The 21,077-nt window shown below is 59.0% G+C and carries 14 protein-coding genes; 2 read left to right on the forward strand and 12 right to left on the reverse strand.

From position 1 onward, the window contains the following. The first annotated feature begins 1,555 nt into the window (after positions 1–1,555). Complete coding sequence (locus V6X63_RS08750) at positions 1,556–1,888, forward strand: hypothetical protein (RefSeq protein ID WP_367978659.1); 333 nt, start codon at positions 1,556–1,558, stop codon at positions 1,886–1,888. 233 nt (positions 1,889–2,121) lie between these two features. Here the strand turns inward: V6X63_RS08750 and V6X63_RS08755 are convergent, their stop codons facing one another. From V6X63_RS08755 to osmF, 12 genes are all read right to left on the reverse strand, one after another. Then, positions 2,122–4,932, reverse strand: coding sequence for a BPTD_3080 family restriction endonuclease (locus tag V6X63_RS08755; RefSeq protein ID WP_367978660.1), 2,811 nt, complete (start codon positions 4,930–4,932; stop codon positions 2,122–2,124). Positions 4,933–4,936: 4 nt separating this feature from the next. Further along, positions 4,937–7,798, reverse strand: coding sequence for a site-specific DNA-methyltransferase (locus tag V6X63_RS08760; RefSeq protein WP_367978661.1), 2,862 nt, complete (start codon positions 7,796–7,798; stop codon positions 4,937–4,939). 730 nt (positions 7,799–8,528) lie between these two features. Then, the gene (locus tag V6X63_RS08765; protein ID WP_367978662.1) at positions 8,529–8,975 is read right to left on the reverse strand and encodes a hypothetical protein; all 447 of its coding nucleotides are present in this window, start codon (positions 8,973–8,975) and stop codon (positions 8,529–8,531) included. Next, on the reverse strand, positions 8,968–9,531 hold the full coding sequence (locus V6X63_RS08770; protein ID WP_367978663.1) for a hypothetical protein: 564 nt from the start codon (positions 9,529–9,531) through the stop codon (positions 8,968–8,970). The genes V6X63_RS08765 and V6X63_RS08770 overlap by 8 nt, the downstream gene beginning before the upstream one ends. Positions 9,532–10,175: 644 nt before the next feature. Further along, positions 10,176–10,757, reverse strand: coding sequence for a hypothetical protein (locus tag V6X63_RS08775; RefSeq protein WP_367978664.1), 582 nt, complete (start codon positions 10,755–10,757; stop codon positions 10,176–10,178). A 571-nt stretch (positions 10,758–11,328) separates the two neighbouring features. After that, positions 11,329–13,566, reverse strand: coding sequence for a phage/plasmid primase, P4 family (locus V6X63_RS08780; RefSeq protein ID WP_367978665.1), 2,238 nt, complete (start codon positions 13,564–13,566; stop codon positions 11,329–11,331). Positions 13,567–13,886: 320 nt separating this feature from the next. Further along, positions 13,887–14,537: a hypothetical protein gene (locus tag V6X63_RS08785; protein ID WP_367978666.1), complete on the reverse strand. Its 651-nt coding sequence runs from the start codon at positions 14,535–14,537 to the stop codon at positions 13,887–13,889. A 92-nt stretch (positions 14,538–14,629) separates the two neighbouring features. Continuing rightward, positions 14,630–15,847 (reverse strand): tyrosine-type recombinase/integrase, encoded by a 1,218-nt coding sequence (locus tag V6X63_RS08790; RefSeq protein ID WP_367978667.1) that lies wholly within the window; start codon positions 15,845–15,847, stop codon positions 14,630–14,632. Positions 15,848–16,152: 305 nt separating this feature from the next. Continuing rightward, positions 16,153–16,857 (reverse strand): ABC transporter permease, encoded by a 705-nt coding sequence (locus V6X63_RS08795; RefSeq protein ID WP_367966241.1) that lies wholly within the window; start codon positions 16,855–16,857, stop codon positions 16,153–16,155. Next, positions 16,854–17,792, reverse strand: coding sequence for an ABC transporter ATP-binding protein (locus V6X63_RS08800; RefSeq protein ID WP_367978668.1), 939 nt, complete (start codon positions 17,790–17,792; stop codon positions 16,854–16,856). Before V6X63_RS08800 ends, V6X63_RS08795 begins: the two co-directional genes overlap by 4 nt. Then, positions 17,779–18,945 carry an ABC transporter permease gene (locus tag V6X63_RS08805; RefSeq protein ID WP_367978669.1) on the reverse strand — a complete coding sequence of 389 codons (1,167 nt, stop codon included), beginning with the start codon at positions 18,943–18,945 and terminating at the stop codon, positions 17,779–17,781. The genes V6X63_RS08800 and V6X63_RS08805 overlap by 14 nt, the downstream gene beginning before the upstream one ends. Before the next feature lie 22 nt (positions 18,946–18,967). Next, positions 18,968–19,876: a glycine betaine ABC transporter substrate-binding protein OsmF gene (gene osmF, locus V6X63_RS08810; protein WP_367966238.1), complete on the reverse strand. Its 909-nt coding sequence runs from the start codon at positions 19,874–19,876 to the stop codon at positions 18,968–18,970. A gap of 153 nt (positions 19,877–20,029) precedes the next feature. Between osmF and V6X63_RS08815 the strand changes: the two genes are divergently transcribed. Next, positions 20,030–21,070: an NADP(H)-dependent aldo-keto reductase gene (locus V6X63_RS08815; protein ID WP_367978670.1), complete on the forward strand. Its 1,041-nt coding sequence runs from the start codon at positions 20,030–20,032 to the stop codon at positions 21,068–21,070. Positions 21,071–21,077: the final 7 nt, after the last annotated feature.

Consider the following 21,077-nt stretch of genomic DNA (forward strand, 5'->3'; position numbering starts at 1 on the left):
AAGATATCCTCTCCGTCGATCGACTCGCCATCCATCGCCGGTACTACAACAGCAAAGCGAATTCGCGCGCCCGCTCGCGGCGATGGGGCGCATAACCCGCCAACCATTTAAATCTGGCGGTCGACGGCCTCAAATCTCGGTGGAGCCCAAAATGTGGATGGTGGCCTCGTTGTACGCCGCATCCCGCCCCATCAGCAGATCGAGTGACTCCCGAGCTGCCGCTTTCAGGCCCATAACCACTCTTTCATCTGCGGCGAACTGACCCCGGAACACGACTTCAATGCCGAGCTCGGCCCGTGCGAACCCTTTCGGGACTACCCCGGGTGTCAGCAGCGATCAGTTATAGGCTCCCACGGTCGCATTACAGTCGGCGGTAAGGCTTCCTGGAAACGCCCCACCCTACCCATGATAATTGGGCTCTTAGCAGTCCTGCAGCCAGTACCGGCGCGGAGGGAGGCAAGGGCGCTTCACTGGGCGGCGAGTTCCATACATAACCGAGAGGTCCCGCCCCTACCCCGAGACATTCCAACGGAACCGTGACGTTTCCTGCTAGGGGTAGGGATTCAGTAGCTGCCTCGCAAGGGTGGTGCGAGGCGACGCCAGTGGAGGTAGCGACCAACCGCAACACAGACACTGTCGGTACCCCTGTCGCTCTGAGACAGTACCTCGGAAAATGGAGCGCGGGCTGGTTTATCCGAAACTAAACCCTCACCAATCTTACCGCGCCCGACGGCGTCTTACATTTCTTGCACCCTTCTTGCATTTCTCACACACTTCTTGCCAATATTCCCGAACCTTAGACAACATTTAATTAAATGAATTTTACTTGACCCGAAAAATCCCTTGGCGGAAAGGCGGCAGATAGCGGCCATATTAAAAGATTGCCTAGCATACATACGAGCAGAAATTAACCTATGTTTAAAAATAAACGAAGAGAAAAAATTGCAGTTCTTTAAAGATTGGAAGAAAAACGCATCTGAGTACAGAGCTCTTCAAAAAGAACTCCAGCTCGTTATGAATAAACGGGGCGTCAACTTTATGCATTTACACCCGGAAATAACGAAGTGCTTAATTCGGATATCACGTACAGATGGCGCAGAAGCCGCCGCTGATTGGCTAGAGAACACGATGGAGATACAGCTTCATTTGAACATGTCGGAAAAAGAAGTTAGTGAACAGCTAATCCGCCTATGTCGAAAGTGGAACAGAGATGCTTCGCGGTAAACTACACTGGACGTGTCTTGTTGTAATTTGGCAAGGTGCCAAATAAATACAGAATGTTGTGCAGTGAATATGCTTTGCGTATGCCCAACGCTAGAAACGTTGGCAAAACGAAGAATACTCGGGAATCCACACCGGGTCTTTATGCTAGTTTTTCCTGTCCCTCGGAAGAAATACGCAGCACCCAATCCAGTACCTTGTCTAGTAGCACATGTATCTGGCATTTTCCGAAGACTGAGGAAGAAAAAAATAATGTATAACTAACCCAAAAATAGCAAACCGATATGAGAAAACCTTTCCGATTTGTTCGTCCTGGTTAAAAAAAGGATATTAAATGCAAATAGCCAGCGTCGCATCAGCAGCAATCATTGGCGGAATAGCCGGTTTAATAGCTGGATCTCTCGGAGACACGATCATCTCAGGGTTGTTAGCTGGCGCTTTTATTGGAGGCGTAATCGGAGTCATATTCAATATTCGCCCCAGATCATTTGAAGAACCAGAAATCGCAGTTGAATCTTTCTCACCTGCCGGTTTCGCTGGAGGGATTGCAGGTGGCATCGCGTCAAATGCAGGATTGATCGGAATTCTTGTAAGTTCCGTTGCCGGGTGGATACTCGGACTCTTCCTCCCCGCGATTCTTATCGCATTCTTAATGCCCCGCAAGTAATAGATGTATGAACGTTATAAAATATGGCTAGCGCCTGATCTAGCAAAATAATCTCAATAATACGATTAACATTACGAAGAAGCAATAACCGTCTATCCAATAACTGGACCGCAAGGTAATCACTAAAAAACACCAATCCACCTAATCCGTCATAGATCAGATTTTTACTCGCTAAAATTTCCGTTTTTTGAAGGTATTACCATTTTATGTCCTGCTCGATAACTAGCGATTCATTAATTCATTAAAGAGTGTCGAATAGTATGTTGCGGTGTGGTTGCGTGCTTTGTCACTATGTCCTCCACTTCGTTCGGATTAAAAGCTACATCCCATGCCCACAACCCAAAGCCACCAGTCATATTCATTGCCGCAACCCATTCATCGAGGGTCGCATGTTTAGCTCTGTTCTGCGGGCTATCGGTACCTTTGATTTCGAGTAAGAGCGTCATCCCGTTGGCAAGCAGTACCAAGAAATCGGGGGCGTATCGCCGACGGGAACCCGCCCACATATAAAATACTTTAAAGCCGAGATGATCGTTCTTGGCGTATGCGAGAACATCATCGCGCTTCTCGAATACGTTAGCCGCGTGGCCTTCCCAGGCAGAATCTCCGACCAGATGGCTGATATGCGACTTGGTCGTTGGGAAGCACGGCTTGGTCGTATACCAGGTGCGCATCAACCCCGTTGTACCGATCGGCGATTCCTCGTCATACACTGGAGTCAGACGTTGCGTATTCTGCTCAGTCACGTTGCTCAGAACATGCTGAACTACGCGATCGATGTTTAGCGCGATGAGAATGCGTCGCCTGAGCGGTTCGGCGTGAAACAGCGACGGGATTTCGAGGCGATCAGATTTCATGAAGGCTTCGACAATCCTCACCAGCTGCGCAGCCAGGTATTCATGAGTCCCATTGAAGCCGTGGCTGAGCTCGGCAAATGCCTTCCGGGCCGCTTGGAACACGAGTCGCTGTAGGCGGAACCCATCCGGCAGCTCCTCAAGGTCGATCGCGGTGACCTTACCCATGTCTGTCGCGCCGCCTAGCGCCGGGGCGAGTTCAGCGCTGATCGGTGTGCTGGCCGGATCGAGGACAAGCGGCTGGATCTTGTTCCAGTCGATGGCGAGCTCCGGTTTGACAACCGTTTCGACACGCAGAACATTCGGCCATTTAAGCTCCAGATGCGCTCGATCCGGCACCACCTCAATCTGCGTTGTTGGCTTCGGTGGTGGCGGCGGCTCACCGCCTGCAGCGGTTTCCGAGATCGAGAGCGGCACACCGAATACGTTCACATACTCTGGAAGGAAAAGCCCGTTCTCATCGGTGTCGTAGGACACGCGGCGTAGGCCGCGTCCGACGACCTGCTCGCAGAGCAACTGAGAAGTGAAGGCCCGGAGCCCCATGATGTGCGTCACGTTCTTGGCATCCCACCCTTCAGACAACATCTGCACGGATACAACGTTCTGCAAATCTTGTCCGCCCGTCCCGCGCTTGCCGACGTTGTCAATAATTTCACGAAGCAGGTCTTCCTTCTTCAACGAGCGGATCTCGTTGCGGATGGTCGGTGGAATATCCGCTGCACCGACGATCGCGTTGAGACGCGCCTCGTAATCCTTGTCAGATGATGCCGATTCCCCGATTTCGGCCTTTTCCAGAACCTTGGAATCGACCCGGAGCGTCCGCGTCGGTGCGCTCAACTCTGGCCAGTGTGCATCCCCGCGATTGAAGTAGTGCTCGATGCGCGCCGCGGTTTCGGTCCGGTTGCAAACAGTGAGCATAACGGGCGGCGAGTGATGCCCTGCCTCCTGCCAGCGCGCGCGAGTTTCTCGCCAATCGGCGCCGAGCAGTGTATAGGCGTCCTGCACCAGCTTCGGCAGCGCCTCATGAAGCTCCGCCTTTCGGTTCAAGTCCTGGTGTACAGAATCTTCTCGGTAAAGGTGGTATAGCTTTGAGCGCAGGGTCTTTGCGTCCGGGATGGCGTCGTCGCGAACCACCACACGCGGCGTTTTCACCAGCCCCGCTTCAATCGCGTCGTTCAACCCGAAATCGGAGACAATCCAGTCGAACAACGCAATCTCGGTGCTTTTTTTACCGGTCGGCGCGAACGGGGTCGCAGACAGATCGAAACAGCGCTGAATACGACGAGTCTTGTGGATACGGTCCAGTCCCTCGATCCACCGCGTTGCCTCATCAAGATCGATGCCCTGTTCGGCCGCGTCCTTTTTGCTGATCTTGACCTCGGGTGGCTTGCGATAGGCGTGGTGCGCCTCGTCATTGATTACGATAATGTCTTTGTGCGCGGCCAGATTGCCCAGCACCCGCCGAGTAAACGCCTCGTCAGACTCCCGGCCCTTCTTTACCACTGAGCGGTCCACTTCCTTCAACGGCATCAGCGTGTGCCAGTTCTCGATAAGGATTTCGGCCTGGTTCAGCTTCTGCCGCAGGGCCTCGGAGGGGCACAGGTTGAACTCGTCATAATAGCTACCCTCGCTCGGGCGCAGCACCTGCAACCGTTCCTTAACGGTTAGCCCGGGCGCTACGATGAAAACTGCACGGCTGAAATCCTTGTTCCGCTTAGGATAGGTCACAGCATTAAGCACCTGCCAAGTGATGACCATCGCCATCACCATGGTCTTACCGGCGCCAGTCGCCATCTTATTGCAGAGCCGCTGCCAGTCGCCGCCATCGCCTGGGATGAAGATGCCTTGCTTGTAGGCTGCCAAACCCTCGACCCACCAGATCAGCGTCTCGATGGCCTCTAGCTGACAGAAATAGAAAGGGTGCTGACGAGCCTCCTGGTCATACCAGTGCTCCAGCAGTTTCCGCGTCACAATCGTCACGCCCGGCCAGCCGTCCGCCCGCCATTGATCCGAGCGTTCCCTGATCGTGTTGACCAAGTCGAGGTCATGTACTCGCTTTGTATTGGTACGGGCGTCGAAGACTTCATAGCTTGCCGGTCGCCGCTCCGGCTTGATTTTCAGCTGGCCGCCCGTGCCGTCGACCCAGTGCTGCTGGGGGCACTCCCAGGGCTTATTTATGATCAGGGACATGGTGCTATTCCCCGAGCTGCATGATCTTGAGTGACTCGATACCGCGGTCGTCCACGATCTTGACGGCGATCCGCCGATTCTCCCCGGGTTCGAAGGGCAGCGACGTGGTCCCGTGAAACTGTTCCAGCAGCTCTTCGTCCAGTTCTGCGCGGATCGTCTTGCGCAGGCGGTTCCAGCCGCCCTTGCCGTCCGCCATCGGGAAGAACACCTGATGCGGCATCAGCGACCGGTTGTCGTAGTCGGTGTCCAGCTCCCACATCGCAATCTGCCTCTTGCCGCCGGAGATCAGATCGCCCGTCTTCGGGTCGAAATAGTCGAAGCCGCTCACCTCGACCTCCCAAAGCCCGTCCTCGCGCTTGCGCAGTTCCACGTCCGGCTGGCCCATCAGCCAGAAGGACTGGTTTGACCCGCGCTTCCTCTTCAAGTCTTCGGTCAAGAGGTCGGTGTTCATCTGCGCCTTGAGCAGCGTAACTCCCGGCCAGCTCACCTCGTCGATGTCCTTCGCGGCCTCGGGATCGAAGGTGAAGGCGCAGAACAGGACGAATTTGGGCGACGGGCGAAGGGTCTCGGCCTCGGTCAGTGCCAGTTCCACCTGCCGCTGCTCCAGCGCCGCATGCTCGGGGCCGAAGCTGACGAGGACGCGTTCGCCCGTCTCGGCCAGCGACCCGCTGGCGTGGATGTGCTTCAGCCCCGGCAGCGTCTCGAACTCGGCGAAGCGGAGCGTGGCGCCGCCCTTTCCGCGCACGCCGGTCTTGAGCAGTTCGTCGCGCCAGAGCGCCTGGCGGGAGGTCTCGCCGGAGCGGGCGACGGTCTCGTCGGCTTCCTGCAGCGGCATGCTCTCGTCCAGCGACAGAACGGTCGGCGCTGGTACTGCCTCGACCGAGAAAGGCCCGCAGATGCGCAGCTTGGATTTGTCGATGCGCGGCTTGTCGTAGAGCGTCTCCTGCTTCGCATGGTCGGCGATGGACTGATCCATGCGGCGCTGCATCGCTTGACGGGCGGCGTGGAAGGCGTCGAATGGCGCGCGGGCGGCCTCCGGCCAATCGTCCGACCAGTCGAACGGCACCTCCCATTCGTGCAGGGTGTCACCCTTGGCGAAGTTCACCGGTTTGCCCTTGCGCACGCCCTGAGCCGGCTGGAGCGGCTTCGGCGGGCTGGAGGTCAGTGCGGCGTTCAGGTCTTCCAGCGCCGATGCGATCTTCGGATGGTCCTCGTCGTAGATCGTGTCGATATCGGGGTTGTTCGCGATGCTCTTCAGCGTGATGTGCGGCACGGTCTCGTAGTCGAAGCCGCCGTTCAGCCCCTCATGTGGATAGCGCAGGGCGTAGTAGTCGAAACTAGCGGTCATCAGCCGCTGCTTGGCCAGCGTGATCGCGACGCGAGAGGTGTCACAGGTGATCCAGCGTCGCCCCCATTTCTCGGCGACGACGGAGGTGGTGCCGGAGCCGCAGGTCGGGTCGAGCACCAGATCGCTGGGGTCGGTGGTCATGAGGAGGCAGCGTTCCACAGCTGAAGTAGCTGTTTCAACAACATAGACCTTCGTCGATCGCATCAAGGTATCAGTCCACAAGTTGTTTAGCGGAACAGCTGGGTAGTCATCCAAGTACATCACGTAAGCCAGGTTCTTGCCGGTGGACACCAAGCGGTTAGCTTTCAAGACACGCCTCATCGATGTCGGATTACTTGCCCACTGGCGATCTCCAGGGGGTACAAAGCTATTGCCCTCAAAAACAAGAGGGTCCATGCGATGCTGAGGGTTATCGTGCTGCGATGCTGGATTCGATTGTTTGAAGATCCGCGAGCCTTTGGGAAAACTGATAGACCCATCTTTTTCTTGCTTTGTCATTGCTCGACGCAGACCGTTGGCTTGCTCAACTTGGTCATATCTCTCGCCAGTAGACTCGCCCAACCCTGCAATTTTTCGAGAATAAAGTTGTCGATACTTTGAGAGTTGTCGATTTTTTGCGTAAAAAAGAATGAAGTCGCAATTTGACGCTAGTTTTTTCGAGGTTGCGGTCCCACCTTTTTTCAGAATTATCTCGCAAACGAAATTTTCTTCTCCAAAAACCTCATCCATTAAAGTCCGGACTCGGTGCACGTTTTCATCCGAAATCTGGACGAACACCGACCCACTCTCGGTGAGCAATTCCCGAGACAGCATCAGCCGGTCGCGCAGATAGGTGAGGTAGGAATGGATGCCGAGCTCCCAGGTGTCCCGAAACGCCTTGATCATCTCCGGTTCCTGCGTCAAGTCGTCGTCCGAGCGGTCTTTCACGTCGCGCTTGTTCGTGAAGGGCTGGAAGTTCGAGCCGTACTTAATGCCATAGGGTGGATCGATATAGATCATCTGAACCTTGCCGCCCATACTCTCCTTGGTGAGTAGCGAGTTCATCACCAGCAGGCTGTCGCCCGCCACCAGCCGATTCGACCAGCCCTTTTCGTGGTGGTAGAAATCCAGCGCCTGGCGCAGCGGCAGGTTCTCGAACGGCGCCGCGAACAAGTCCGACTGCTGCAATTGCGTCGCGCCGTCCTTACCCTTTAGCCGCTTCGCGGCCTTGGCGAGGATCGTCGCCGGGTCCACTCGTTCGTGGACATGAAGCGAAACGGTATCAACCTCAAAGCTCGTTCGCTCCGCCTTGCCTGTCCAGTTTAAATAGGGCGCCTGCAGTCGCTTCAGCTCGTGTAATGCTTCTCTCATGCGCTCCCGGTCGTCGCTGGCCAGCGCGTCATCGATCAGCCTCTCGATTCCCGCACGCGCGCTGTCGAAGTTCAGATCTGGGTCGAGATGCGGGTCGTAGGCCCACTCGGTCTTTTTACTATCCGGATCGGTACCAGCATGAACCATTCCGACCTCAGGGTTGTTCACTCTGGTCTCGTCGTGGCGGTAGCTCAGGATCTGCGAAGGCTCGGACTGGGCTGCAGCTGCCTTTGGCCGATCGGCCGCGCCAGCCCGACGGGGCGAGCCAGACTCAGCGGAACCTCCCTCGGAGTACCCATCACCGCGGGTTTGTCCGTCATCGGTGAGCGCTATGGAACCGCCCCGCCCCTTTCCACGTCGCAACAGACCCGATGCGATCAATTCGTCACGAGCTGTGGCGTACTCCGCCTCGGACAACTCTGGTACCGAACCCGCCAGGTGCCGCCTCATTGAGCTATTACTAACGGTGGACCCGTCCTGCGGGCACAGAGACAGGATGAGATTTTTCAGACGGTCAGACATTAGTGAAAGCTACCTTGCTGTTCGGCTTTTCAACGCGACGGTAATGTAGACGGGACGAACAATATCACTCCTTAACTCATGCCGCCTGAGGCAGTAAAGCTACATCGCATAGGCGAGCGCCAGTACCGAGACTGGGTTTCCCGTCCCGCATGATTTAGTACTTGCCAAATGAATATCTGTGGGTGAGTGGCCTGTCAGTTCCTTTCACCCGAAGACGTACTGCAGCCGTTGACTCGGCAGGAATGTGCATTGGTCGGCCAACTGTGAACAAAAGACAAGCTCCGGAACAGTAGCACTCAGCCTGGAGTGACCGGAGAGATTACTGCTAGTGTAATCAGAACGGCCAGTAACGCGAGTCCTATGAGAAACCAGCGTTTCATCGCGGGTCCTCTATCAAGCGATGAGGGTATCCATAAACTAGAATCACTCGGTCTCCCGGTTCAAATATCTGATTGCCCTCGTTCGGTTGCGCAACGGTAAGCACGGCGCCCGTCGAGGTCTCGATGACGTACTCGGTACCAGGGAATACGTTCCCTTGGGCCTCTATCGCGTTGCCAATGATCGCTCCGGCAATAATCCCGGCGACCACTGGAGCTGCATCGCTAGAATTGTCGAGGGCCATCGCACCTCCCAGAGCCCCTCCAGCATAGCCGCCGGCTCCGGAGGTATTTTTGGCGATCTGCACCGGGTTAGTGGCAATAACCTCCCCAGATATCGAACGCTGCGCATTGCCAATGCTCTCGACACGATACTGCCCCACACCATCTGTTGTGCAGGCGACAACCGTAACTGCAAGCATCGCGATCGTCGCGATCCTAAGCATCCGCTTCTCCCTCAAACGCTGGGGTCGACAAGTCAGCTTGATCGAGCACGTTGATAAAGTCCGCAATGTTATTCCTCACTGCGCGGTTCCATGACTCCGTCGCTCGGACGACCCCCATGAAAGCGTAGTCGAACGGAACAACTCCCTCTGAGCGAATCTTCTGGGTAAACAACAAGTCTCCGTTGGATCGGTCGATGATCTCGTAGATAGCGGCGACCGTCGTGGTCATTGACACGCCCGCTGCTGGTACATCGAACTCGGTGATACGGACAGACAGATTTACTTTGGTATCAACGTCGTCCCGGAAGACCAGTGACCGGTTAACCGCATCCTGCAAGGCCTCTTTCCATAGGCCTGGAACCGTCGAATCTGCGTCCATGTCATCCTGCTGAGCCTGCGGCGCAAACCCCACCGTCAATGAGCGCAACTCAGCATCCTTGCGGTTATCAACCATGCCGACGTCCTGAACCGTAAAGTCTGTCGGTGGCACCGTCTGGCATCCGGCTATTACTGTGGCAAGAGCAACAAGGGCTAGCAGCTTAACTGTGACTTTCATGTCCGATTTATCCTGTGCCTGAGTCGCAAATATCTGACCACCTAAGCGAGCGCGTCCGATATTCACCATACGCACCGCTTCACATGGGGGGTCTGTGTCTATGCTTTCACCACTCTGCGACATATGGTGTCGCGGCAAGCTGCGTGGTTTTGATTCCATGCGATGGCCACACGAAAGACTCGGGATGCTGATGCGTGTGTGTACTGAAGGAGCACTTTCACGGCACTAAGCGACATATTATCGACGAGCTGATCCACGGGTTCCCTCGCGGCAAGGCTGAGTTTGAGTCAATCGCTGGCGCACCAATGTCGAGACCGGCTGGTTTGCACCACCCTTGAGACATGGACTTACCCATCGCGGGGTAGCAGCGCCGCCCCAATCTTGACCCGAGAACAGCAAGACTTCTTGATCCTGCCCACCGGCGTTTGAAGTTTCAATAACTTAGGACGCTGGACGTAAACTAACGCAACGGCAGTCGATGACATGCGCGGATGCAAGAAGGCCTGGTACAGCACGGAGTGTCGCCCCCAGACTCTGACACTCGCGAATGCATCAGTATTGCAGCCACAGCCAGTGAGCTAGAGCTGCACACCCCAGATCCATCATTGACCAGTGAGATGGTCCCACGAGACGCTGATCAGCACCTACTCCGGGAACATGCCTCCCAGAGCGTCGAGCATGTCACAGTGCAGATCAGCCAAGACCATCTGGTGGTACTCGAGCGCCCGGAGATATTCTCCGTATAGTCGCTTGTACTTGCCGCGCCCACCTGGTTCAGCGGCGTCGATGGCATCGAGGGCACTGACAAAATTAGCCTCCCATCGATCGAACTGCCTGCGGTGATAGTGTCCATCTGCCCAGAGGCCGCACTGCTGAAACACCGGATCGAGGCGGTCGCGCTGGCCTACTGGGATCGCGCGTATGCTCTTAATAATCCCGCGGAGATCTATTCCATACTTCACAGCCGGTAGGTTGGTGACGTTTATGTATGCCAGCCTCCGCGACCTCGCTGCGGCCTCAACGTGGTGGCGCAGCAGCCTAGGTTTTGCCGGCGTAGGATACGACTCGAGCTCGGCCGTTCTAAGAGCGCGTCCATGACCCGGTCCGTCGGGCAGTTCCGCTCGATGATGCTTGATCCACACATCAAACTGCTTGCTACCCTCGGTGTGGACCTCGGGGTTGCGATCGGCGAACTCGTCCAGCTTTGTGATGTTGCTATCTTTCATTGCCATGACCTCCTGATCGATTAACGTTTTCGCGGTGGGTGCCGGTGGGCGGGTACCACATCGCCCGGAACCCGGCCTCGGTGCCTCGCCAGTTTCGGTGGCGGCGCCATCCCAGATCGCGGAGACCCTGAGCCACATGTGCGGGATGAGCGCGTCGGCCTCGGTAGCGAGGTGCTAGGGCCTGCTGGAAGAACTCGAGACTTCGCGGTCGGTAGCGTTCATCCTCGGGCAGGTCACGGATCAGGCGGGCAAGCCGCTCAGCCATCGGCGTATGCCGGGCCTCCATCTGGCAGCGGCGCCGTTGCTCTCGCTTAGCGTGACGCGCGCGAAGTTCGGCGTCGCGGACAGCTGCGTTCTCACGCAACTCGTCCGACCATGTCTTAGTCATCGGAATGCACTCCTTGCGGTGATCTGGGGGGGTCTTGACTCCCCAGCCGGGCGGCTGGAGTGCAGGTTAGTGCGACATGGAGGGGTTTTTCGCAAAATCCCCCACGCGAGAGAGTTACTAGGCAGAGTTTCCAGAAAAGACCCGAAACCTGCACTAACCTGCACTGTTGGAACAGCAGCGAAGTCATGGGAGGACAACCCCTGCGTAATATGACTTGCCGTTGCTCCGTGTGGCCGATATTCCCCGCTCTGCAAGCCGACGGGTGAAGGTCTTCTTCGAACCCTCGCTGACCCCCTCGTCTTGGCAGAACGTCCGCCACCGCTGCCAGAGCACTTTCTGCTCGACCCGCCCCGAGGGATCAGGCTTGGTGCATTCCTCCAGGAACTGCCCCAACAGATCGCTCTCGGTACGGTAGCGTTTAGACTCACTCTTGATACGGTCCGGCACTTGAAGCCCGCTTCGGTACCACGCCATTGCCCCAATGACCGCCCACCGCAGTATCCCGGGCAATTCCTGCCTAAGCCTGCTCTCAAGCGACGGGTCCGCCTCATCCTCAGTGAACTGCCGCTCGAAAGGAATCAACACGATTCGCCGCCAGATCCCAGTGTCGGTGCCAGTCACGATGGGCTTGTGGTTCGTCCGAAGCCATGGAGTAAAGGTGGGGGTGAACGTAAAGCTGCTCTGGTACAGGTGGCGGGCCCTGATGGGCTCGCGGCTTGCCACTCGTTTCACCGTCAGCTCGGCTAATCTGTCTCCGTCGGAGGTTTCGTTGATGCTCAGCAGCCGCGATCCACACACCCCAGCGAGATCATCACTCGGCCCTTTGTCGTCCTTCCTGCGCGTGAGTAGGCTCGGTGGCGCCGTGTGGTGATAATCCGCGAGAAGCGCTGCAAGAGTATTTGAGAATACCGATTTACCGTTTGCGCCGTGCCCGACGCACAGGAACATTCTCTCCTCGCCGGCATGCCCCGTGAGGCTGTACCCGACAGCCCTCCGTACGAACTTGATGATCTCTTGATCATGCTGGAAGATCTCAGCGAGAAACTGCAACCACTGCGGGCAGGCAGCATGAGCGTTCCACGCTTCCCCGGCTTGCTTCGTAATACGATCCGCAGGCGTAGCGTTCCGGAATTGCCCACTCCGAAGATCAAGCACTCCGCCACGGACCCCTATGATGTCGGGATCCTGATCGAAGTCATTAAGTGAGGCCGCTGACATCTCCGGCTCCGACTGAGCCAGCTTGAGCATCGCCTCTAGGCGCGGCGCTTTGCGCAATCCTATAGCCCAATTGAGTAGCCGCTTTGCCCCATTCGGGTCAGCTTGGTGCCGCTTCACCGCGTGACCAAGCGCCCTATCGGCCACTAGTTTCGCCGCTTCGATCTCCTCACCCTGGATGCATGCCGCCCAGCGGTCCCCGGTCCAGCGATACCAACGTCCCTCCTCGTGGACGTAAAGCATGCGCTGGCGATTCAAGTGGGCAAAGACTTTACCCGCGAGGATGTCACCGGGCGCTTTATCATCGATCAAAGATGCCAGGGACACCGATATGGCCGAGGTCGCTTCCTGGAAGCCGTGCTGCCTCGCCTTGTACTCCAGTGTCCCGACGCCAATCCCTTTATCAGCATCGTAAGATCCCCAGACCTTCGTGAAATCTGTCAGGTCAAATTTCGACGGCGCAGTCCTGGACCATTCCTCCGCTAGTGCACGACCCTCGTCACCCCAGTCAAGCGCCGCGACAGACCAGACCACATCTCGCCATTCATCACGGGAGCAGTCCGGCGGGATGCAGGCAAGCATGTCTCTTACGCGCTCACGGTTCACGTCATTCAGCTCATGGCCATCGCGCTCCGGCCCGCAATATGCCGAAACATGATTGACCGCAGAGCAGGACCCGCGCGTATCCACCTTCGCAGCCAGTGCTTGCAGCGGCCACGGCACAGCAGCGTATGTGTCAGCATGCTCCACAGGCCATCCAGCGGCAGGATGCCAGACGATATAGCCACCATCCGCCCGCACATCGACTCCCGGAGCTAGCTTGTCTGCTGAGCAGCGGAAACCGCCAGGATCGCGAAACAGGTAATGTCGTCCGCCCGAGGGAGTCGCGTGGGTTCTGGTCGCAGGTATTTCGATACCTAGCTGATCCAGCGAGGCAAACCCGTTTTTGTCAGGCCTCACGTCCACGTCGATAACGAGTAGCGGCAACTTTCCACCGTTCTTGCCGGTCGGCACTCCGACCCCGGCATCGGGCCAGCACCTCCACCATGCTTCGACCTGCTGGATGTCGTCGGTCGCTGCAAGAAACCCACCTTTCACGCGAGGAGCCTTACTCTCCGGATCCACCGGAAAGACCGGGACCCCCATCTCGGCAAGCCGCCGGGCCTCTGCCACCGGTGCAGAGCCTGTTTCCATAGGGGTCGTCATTCCGCACCTCCAACGAGGCGTTCCCTCGCGGTGAGTACGGTCGACCAACGCCAGAGCCGCCGGCCATTGACCACTGCGGCCGGCTCCGGGACTCGGCCAGATCGAATCCACCGATGTAGCGTTGCGTTGGAGATTCGACCGAGCTCGAACCGGACGACCGCTGCTGGTGTCAGCGGGTCGCTCTCCGGTAGCTCAGGCGGAGATACGTGCTGCTGGGTTGGCGTTTTGATCTGTAGCATCTTGGCCTCTCGGTTCATGTCTATGGCGACATGATGGGTACCGAGAGACCATGCGATCAGAGGTAGTTACTCATTGATTTTTTAATCGATAACTACCCCCCCCAAATTGGTAGAGCGCTTCTTTCTATCGCGCAAGATCTGGCGAAGAGAATAGGCTTTCAAGGACCGGACTCCGAACAATGGCCGAGCGGCAGCCACGAATCTCGTGAAGGGCGTGGAATCGTCTTCTTTTGCGTAGGCTGTCCTACCGGTGGCTTCTTCATACACATCAGCCAGAAGCATGACCGCAACATCCGCCATATATCTTTTCCCTGGTCTTTTGCCCTCAATTTGAGATTGCGCGGCAGTGCATGCACCGAGGAATGTTTGTAGCCTGTTCTCTATAGCCACTTTTTCGGCAAGGGCGTCAGACATCGACTGACGACTGAGCCCCGCCTGATGCCCCCGGAACGCACCACTCCTGTTTAGGAAGCTGAAAGCGAGCTCCCCCATCTCTCGTGATACGTCAAGGTAGCGGGCAACGGCCTTGTGGAGCTCAGAGAGATATTTTCGGGCTTCAGCCAGAGACAACTCTGCTCCATCCACTTCGGTTCGTATTCGGAAGTCACAGAGCGCCAGTGTGAGCTCTCGAGCCAGCGGATAGTCGTCGGGAATAATTTTCCGCCGGACATTGACTGAATCCCGGACGCTCTCAGCTTTCTCAAGGGATACTCCGGGACCGACCCATACCATCTGACGATCCGACGTCCCAATGCGGCGCCCACTCCGGGGTATTTTCGCGGCCATCAACTGTTCCTCCGGCTAGGTGACGGTGTGTCGGGCGTCTAGCCCTTGATATACAGATCGACTTGATCCGCCCATTTCTGCAGGGCCTCGCGCCTGTCTTCCAGGTAATCGTGCCGGTCGTAAATGTCGGCGATACGGCCGAGCGAGTGATTGAGACATCGCTCGGCAATATGCGGTGGAACCCCCAAGGCGCTAAGACCAGAGCGGCAGGTACGCCGCAGGTCATGCGGACTGAACGATGGGATAGGCAGAACGCGCTCGCCCTGTTCATCCTTGAGCCCAAGGAGCCTCCGGACGGCGCGACCGAAGACGTGATCAGTCACCGGCCCAGCGCCATCACTCCGGCCAGGGATAACCCAGGTCTCATCCAATCCCCTGAGCCCTCGCATGAGATCGACAGCCTGACGCGGCAGCGGACACGCAAACGGCTGCGCCTGCCTCTCCTGCTTTCGGGAGAGCTTCTGGTTGCTGACCGGGATAGTGAGTACAGCATTGCTGGGATCAAACGCCGACCACGTGGCTTGCCGCAATTCACCAGAGCGCAATCCGGTCAGGAGCAGCAGCCGGATGGCGGTTTTTACCTGCAGCGACATTTTGGGTGCATGATCGAGCGCTTTATAGAGCTGACCGATCTCGTCGCCCGTGAGAATCCTGTCCCGCCTATTGTTCTCTATTCCTAGGTTATCGGGGTCCAGTGGATCAGCCGGGGACATGGGAATAAGGCCCTCCGAGCAGGCAAAGCGAAACATCTGCTTGGTGTGAGCCAGAACTTTGCCCGCATGAACAGGCGCCCCTCTCTGCACCACGCTTCTGACCATCTCACTGATCTCAGGGGTGGAGACAGCACTCAGACGCCGTCTGCCGAGCTTCGGGATGATGTCCGTGTCCAGCGTCCTCCGCACATCCTCCGGGCGCTTACGGTGTCCCTTTATTCGCGATGCATAGAAGTGCTCCGCCAACTCGGCAACCGTCTCGTTCACACCGCCGGCCGCTCTCGGGTCCATCCCCTCCTTGTGCCGGGCCTGGGCCTCAGCATGTCGTGCCCTCGCCTCCCGGAGCGAAAGCTGGGGGAAGGCACCGTAGGTGATTATCCGCGGCTTGTAGCCCCTGCCTCGGTCCCACCTGAATGTCTTTTGCTTGCGGGTCACTCGCACGAACAAGCCCGGCGCATTGGCAACCGCCATATCCACCGGGTCGGCGCCTGGACTCTGCTTTCGTAGCTGTAGATCGGTTGCTATCACGCTTTTTGGTTTCATCACTCACAACTCCATGCACCGCATCCCCGCGCCCTGCGAGGCTGCTCACTCGCTGTATCACCTGTCTTATGCACCGAGGTGGAACCCGAGGTGGAACGGTAGGTGGAAGATAAGCTGAGATGGAATGATACGGACTGAACGAGGAAGAAACAACTAATGTGATTCTAGTCAACTACTTATGGTTTTTCTATGCTAGCTTACGCTTGCCAGAGTTAAGCAGAATTAACACATGTTAATGCCTTCACACGGCAGGGGTCGCTGGTTCGATCCCAGCACCGCCCACCAACCCTCTGAGTCATGCGCTGCTAGCGAATCCGGCTGAAGGCGCTGTCGACGGTCACCGCCAGAAGCCCGATCAGCACCGCGCCCTGCAGCGTAAAGGCGATGTTGTTATTGACGATGCCCGAGATGATCGGATCTCCAAGGGTGTTGGCACCAATGGTCGAGCCGATCGCGGCGGTGGCGATGCTGATGGTCACCGACGTACGGATCCCCCCGAGAATCGCCGGGGCAGCGATGGGCAACTCCACCCGCAATAACACCTGCCGCGGACTGAGGCCGATCCCGCGGGCCGACTCGATCACGCCTCGATCCACCGACTGCAGCCCGGCCAGTGTATTGCGCACGATCGGCAGCAGCCCATAGAGCACGAGCGCCATGATCACGGCCTCGGCACCGTAGCCGAGGGCGGGAACGGAAAGCGCCAGCACCGCCACCGGCGGAAACGTCTGACCGATGGAAGCGAGCTGGCTGACCAGCGGCAGGAACTCTTCCCCCATCCGGCGAGTGACCAGAATCGCCGCGCCGACACCAATCAGGATAGCTATTACCGCCGCCACAGCGACGATGACCACATGCTCGCCGAGCAGCGAGAGGAACGTGTCCCGGGGATAGATGACCGTGCGGCGATCCGGGGCCAGCGCCTGGAACACCGGTTTCAGTGCCGGCATCAGCCATGCCGCTGCCAGTAGCAACGCCATCCAGATGAGTGGCGGCAGGAAGCGCATCATTCGGCCTGGTCGACCAGCCGCGATAACGGCAGGGTCCCGACGCGCTGGCCCGCCTCATCCACCACCGCCAGCCGCGATACCCCATGCCAGAGCATCAGGGAGACCGCGAGACGCATGCTGTCATCAGGCGTCACGGCTGCGGCGGCGGGGGCATCATCGCCGGCAGGGTCCATCATGTCGCCAACCCGGGTCAGCGCGGCGCGCTTCAGGCCGCGATCGCGCCCACCCACCAGCGTCTCGACGAAGTCATCCGTCGGATGCGCCAGGATGTCGGCCGGCGCGCCCTGCTGGATGATCCGTCCAGCCCGCATCACCACGATATGGTCCGCGAGACGCAGCGCCTCGTCCATGTCATGGGTGACGAACACGATGGTCTTGCGGATATGTGACTGGATCCGCAGCAACTCCGCCTGAAGGCTCGAGCGGGTGATCGGATCCAGTGCACCGAAGGGCTCGTCCATCAGCAGGATCCCGGGATCGGCAGCGAGCGCTCTCGCCACCCCCACCCTTTGTGCCTGGCCGCCCGAGAGCTGGTGAGGATATTTACCAGCGAACTCGTCGACGTCGAGCCCGAGCAGGGTCATGAGCTCCTCGACCCGGCGCTCGACAATGGCCTTTTCCCACTTCAGCAGGCGGGGGACGACACCAATATTGCGCGCGACGGTCCAGTGCGGGAAAAGGCCCGTGTTCTGAATGGCATAGCCGATGCGACGGCGCAGCGTTTCCTCGTTGAAGCTGCGGATCTGATGGCCGTCGATGCGGATTTCGCCGGCACTGTGCTCGATCAGGCGATTGATCATGCGCAGTGTCGTCGACTTGCCGCAGCCGGACGTCCCCACCAGCACACAGAGGCTACCGTCGGGGATGGTCAGCGAGATGCCATCCACCGCGGCCTCGTCGCCAAAATACTTGCTGACGCCATCAAGCTCGATCATCGCTGTCTCCGCGGCGCAGTGCACCGGCCAGCCCCTTGAGCAGTGCGTCCACCAGCATCGCCATAATGACGATGGGCAGCGCCCCGAGCATGACCAGGTTCATCGCCGCCTGCCCCAACCCCTGGAAAATGAACGTCCCGAGGCCCCCGGCGCCGATCAGCGCGGCCACGGCCGCAAGGCCGATGGCCTGAACCGTGGTGATGCGGACGCCCTCGATCAGCAGCGGCAGGGCCAGCGGCAGACGAACCCGGAAGAAGACCTGCAGCGGCCCCATGCCCATGCCACGGGCCGACTCGATGACCGCGTCATCGACACTCTCGAGAGCAATGTAGGTATTGCGGGTCATGGGCAACAGGCTGTACCCCACCAGCGCCAGCAATGCCGGCGCCAGGCCGATGCCCTGGATGCCCAGCTCCGAGAGCAGCGGATAGCGCGCGGCGAGCCAGGCAAGGGGCGCCAGCAGCAATCCGAACAGCGCCAGGCTCGGGATGGTCTGGATAAAGCTCAGCACCCCCAGCGTCCCCTGCCGTACGCGGGGCATACGACGCATCCAGAGCGCGAGCGCTACCGCGATCACGAGACTGGCACCGACCGCCAGGCCCACCAGCACCAGATGCTCGATCACGGCGTCGAGGAAGGACTCGCTCCGCCCCAGATACTCACGGATCAGTGCCAGCTGATCCAGCCAGCCACTGGTCAGCGACATGACCAGGGAGGCCAGACCAAACCCCCAGAGCAGACCAGTCGGGCCAGCCCTCATTCGAAGGCGCTGGCGAAGATCCACCAGCATCAGCATCAGCGCAAAGCCGAGCAGCCAGGTCCCGCCGGCAATGGCGGCGCGCGCGGCGTTCTGGCCCGGTTCGATGAATGCCCCGACCGCAGCACCCAGACCCCACGGCAAAGCCAGGAGCAGCGCCATGACCAGGGCGAGCATGATCCCGGCTCCGGTGCGGGTGGAGCGCAGGGCGAGCAGAGCGATCAACCCGAGTGGCAGACAGACCGCGATCAGGCCGCCAGGCCCGAGCGCCTGCAATAGACTGTGGCCCGTGCCGGCCACGATCCGGTTCGGCTGGATGCGCACGGCATCCAGCCCGACAACACCGAGCAGCGCGAGCAGAGCCAGGAACAGGCTGACCCGATTGGTCCGCATCATGACGGGCGCCAGCGTGCCCGGCTCAGTCGTTCATCTGCTCGAGAAAATCCGCGGCCACGTCGCGGGCGGGTTGTCCTTCCACGGCCACACGGGCATTGAGTTGCTGCAGCGTCTCCAGATCCAGCTGCGAAAACAGTGGCGCGAGGGAATCGGCAATCTGCGGATAGGCCTCCAGTACCCCGGCGCGGACCACCGGCGTCGGCTGATAGACCGGCTGGACACCCCGCGTATCCTCGAGCACCACCAGACCCAGGGCATTGACGCCCCCATCGGTGCCATAGGTCATCGCACCGTTGACGTCATTGTCCGGCTGCGCCGCGGCCCGCATGGTCGCCGCGGTATCACCGCCGGAGAGCGTGAGCAGCTGGTCCGAGGAGAGCTCAAACCCATAGGCGGACTGGAAGGCAGGGAGGGCCGATTCCGAGTCGACGAACTCCGCACTGGCGGCAAACCGGAAGTCGCCACCGTCGTCCAGATAGGCGGCCAGGTCATCCAGGGTCTCCAGGCCCTCTGCCTCGGCCAGATCACGGCGCACGCTCATCGCCCAGGTATTGTTGGCCTGAGCGGGCTCCAGCCAGATCAGGTCGTTACGCTCCCGGTCGAGTTCGCTCACCATCTCGTAGGCGGTGTCGGCGTCGTTCCACCCGGGCGCATCGGCGCGGTCAAAGAAGAACGCCCCATTGCCGGTGTACTCCGGATAGAGATCGATCTCGCCGGCCTTGATCGCCTCGCGCACGATACTGGTCCCCCCCAGTTGCAGGCGGTTTTCCGTAGGAACGCCATTGGCTTCCAGGGTCTGGATGATGAGCTGACCCAGCACCGACCCTTCGGTATCGATCTTCGAGGAGACCACCACCGGCGACTGGGCCTGGGCGAAACCCACCCCCAACCCGAGCACGGCGGCACAGGCAAAACGGCTGAAAATGCGCATTGGTATACACCGGTTCGAATGAGGGCGCAGTCTAACGAACGTACCGGATGGTTTCGATATTCCCCGGACGGACTGGCAAGAGCCGCCCCTGCGATTCACACTGTCCCGATTCCGTATTCAACGCCGGATTGACGATTCGACAGGAGTCAGATCTTGGAATACCGCAAGCTTGGCAATACCGACCTCGAGGTCAGCGCCCTGTGCCTGGGGACCATGACCTATGGCAAACAGAACACTCAGGAGGAGGCCTCCTCGCAGCTCGACCTGGCCGTCGAGCGTGGTATCAACTTCATCGACACCGCGGAGATGTATCCGGTACCACCGGAGAAGGATACCCAGGGCGCCACAGAGACCATGATCGGCAACTGGCTCGCGGCGCGCGGCCGGCGTGACGATCTCATCATCGCCACCAAGATCGCCGGCCCGGGTCTCGGCACGGTGCGCGACGGCAAGGGTGACTACAGCCTGGCCAACATCGAGACCGCGGTGGACGAGTCGCTGCAGCGCCTGCGCACCGACGTCATCGATCTCTATCAGCTCCACTGGCCGGCCCGGAACAGCAACTTCTTCGGCAGACTCGGCTTTACGCCGGAGCCCGACGAGGCGGATCCCGTCCCCGAGATGCTGGCGGTTCTGGAGTCGCTCCAGAAGATGGTCGACGCCGGCAAGATCCGATATGTAGGGCTTTCCAACGAATCCGCCTGGGGCACGATGAAATTCCTCGAGCTGGCCGAACGTCACGGCCTGCCGCGCATGGTCAGTGTCCAGAACCCCTACAACCTGCTCAACCGCAGTTACGAGGTGGGCCTGGCGGAGGTCTCGCACCGCGAGGCGGTGAGCCTGCTGCCCTATTCGCCGCTCGCCTTCGGCGTGCTGAGCGGCAAGTATCTGGGCGGCGAGCGGCCGGAAAACGCCCGACTGACGCTATTTGACCGCTTCACCCGCTACACCAGGGACCCGGGCATCCGAGCCACTGAGGCCTACGTCAACGTCGCGCGTGAGCACGGCCTTGATCCGGCCCAGATGGCCCTCGAATGGGTCACATCGCGGCCGTTCGTGACCAGTAATATCATCGGTGCCACCACCCTGGCGCAGCTCGAGAACGACATCGACAGTGCCGATCTCACGCTGAGCCAGGAGGTCGTCGACGCCATCGAAGCGATTCACGCCGAGGCACCCAACCCCTGCCCGTGACTCGGCG

Origin of the sequence: Spiribacter onubensis (assembly GCF_040838425.1) — a bacterium.
GTDB lineage: Bacteria > Pseudomonadota > Gammaproteobacteria > Nitrococcales > Nitrococcaceae > Spiribacter > Spiribacter onubensis.

Excerpts from the sequence above, each read along its gene's own strand:
- V6X63_RS08750 (WP_367978659.1), top strand. The coding sequence starts at position 1,556 with ATGCAAATAGCCAGCGTCGCATCAGCAGCAATCATTGGCGGAATAGCC.
- V6X63_RS08755 (WP_367978660.1), bottom strand. The coding sequence starts at position 4,932 with ATGTCCCTGATCATAAATAAGCCCTGGGAGTGCCCCCAGCAGCACTGG.
- V6X63_RS08765 (WP_367978662.1), bottom strand. The coding sequence starts at position 8,975 with ATGCTTAGGATCGCGACGATCGCGATGCTTGCAGTTACGGTTGTCGCC.
- V6X63_RS08770 (WP_367978663.1), bottom strand. The coding sequence starts at position 9,531 with ATGAAAGTCACAGTTAAGCTGCTAGCCCTTGTTGCTCTTGCCACAGTA.
- V6X63_RS08775 (WP_367978664.1), bottom strand. The coding sequence starts at position 10,757 with ATGAAAGATAGCAACATCACAAAGCTGGACGAGTTCGCCGATCGCAAC.
- V6X63_RS08780 (WP_367978665.1), bottom strand. The coding sequence starts at position 13,566 with ATGACGACCCCTATGGAAACAGGCTCTGCACCGGTGGCAGAGGCCCGG.
- V6X63_RS08785 (WP_367978666.1), bottom strand. The coding sequence starts at position 14,537 with ATGGTATGGGTCGGTCCCGGAGTATCCCTTGAGAAAGCTGAGAGCGTC.
- V6X63_RS08790 (WP_367978667.1), bottom strand. The coding sequence starts at position 15,847 with ATGAAACCAAAAAGCGTGATAGCAACCGATCTACAGCTACGAAAGCAG.
- V6X63_RS08795 (WP_367966241.1), bottom strand. The coding sequence starts at position 16,857 with ATGATGCGCTTCCTGCCGCCACTCATCTGGATGGCGTTGCTACTGGCA.
- V6X63_RS08800 (WP_367978668.1), bottom strand. The coding sequence starts at position 17,792 with ATGATCGAGCTTGATGGCGTCAGCAAGTATTTTGGCGACGAGGCCGCG.
- V6X63_RS08805 (WP_367978669.1), bottom strand. The coding sequence starts at position 18,945 with ATGATGCGGACCAATCGGGTCAGCCTGTTCCTGGCTCTGCTCGCGCTG.
- osmF (WP_367966238.1), bottom strand. The coding sequence starts at position 19,876 with ATGCGCATTTTCAGCCGTTTTGCCTGTGCCGCCGTGCTCGGGTTGGGG.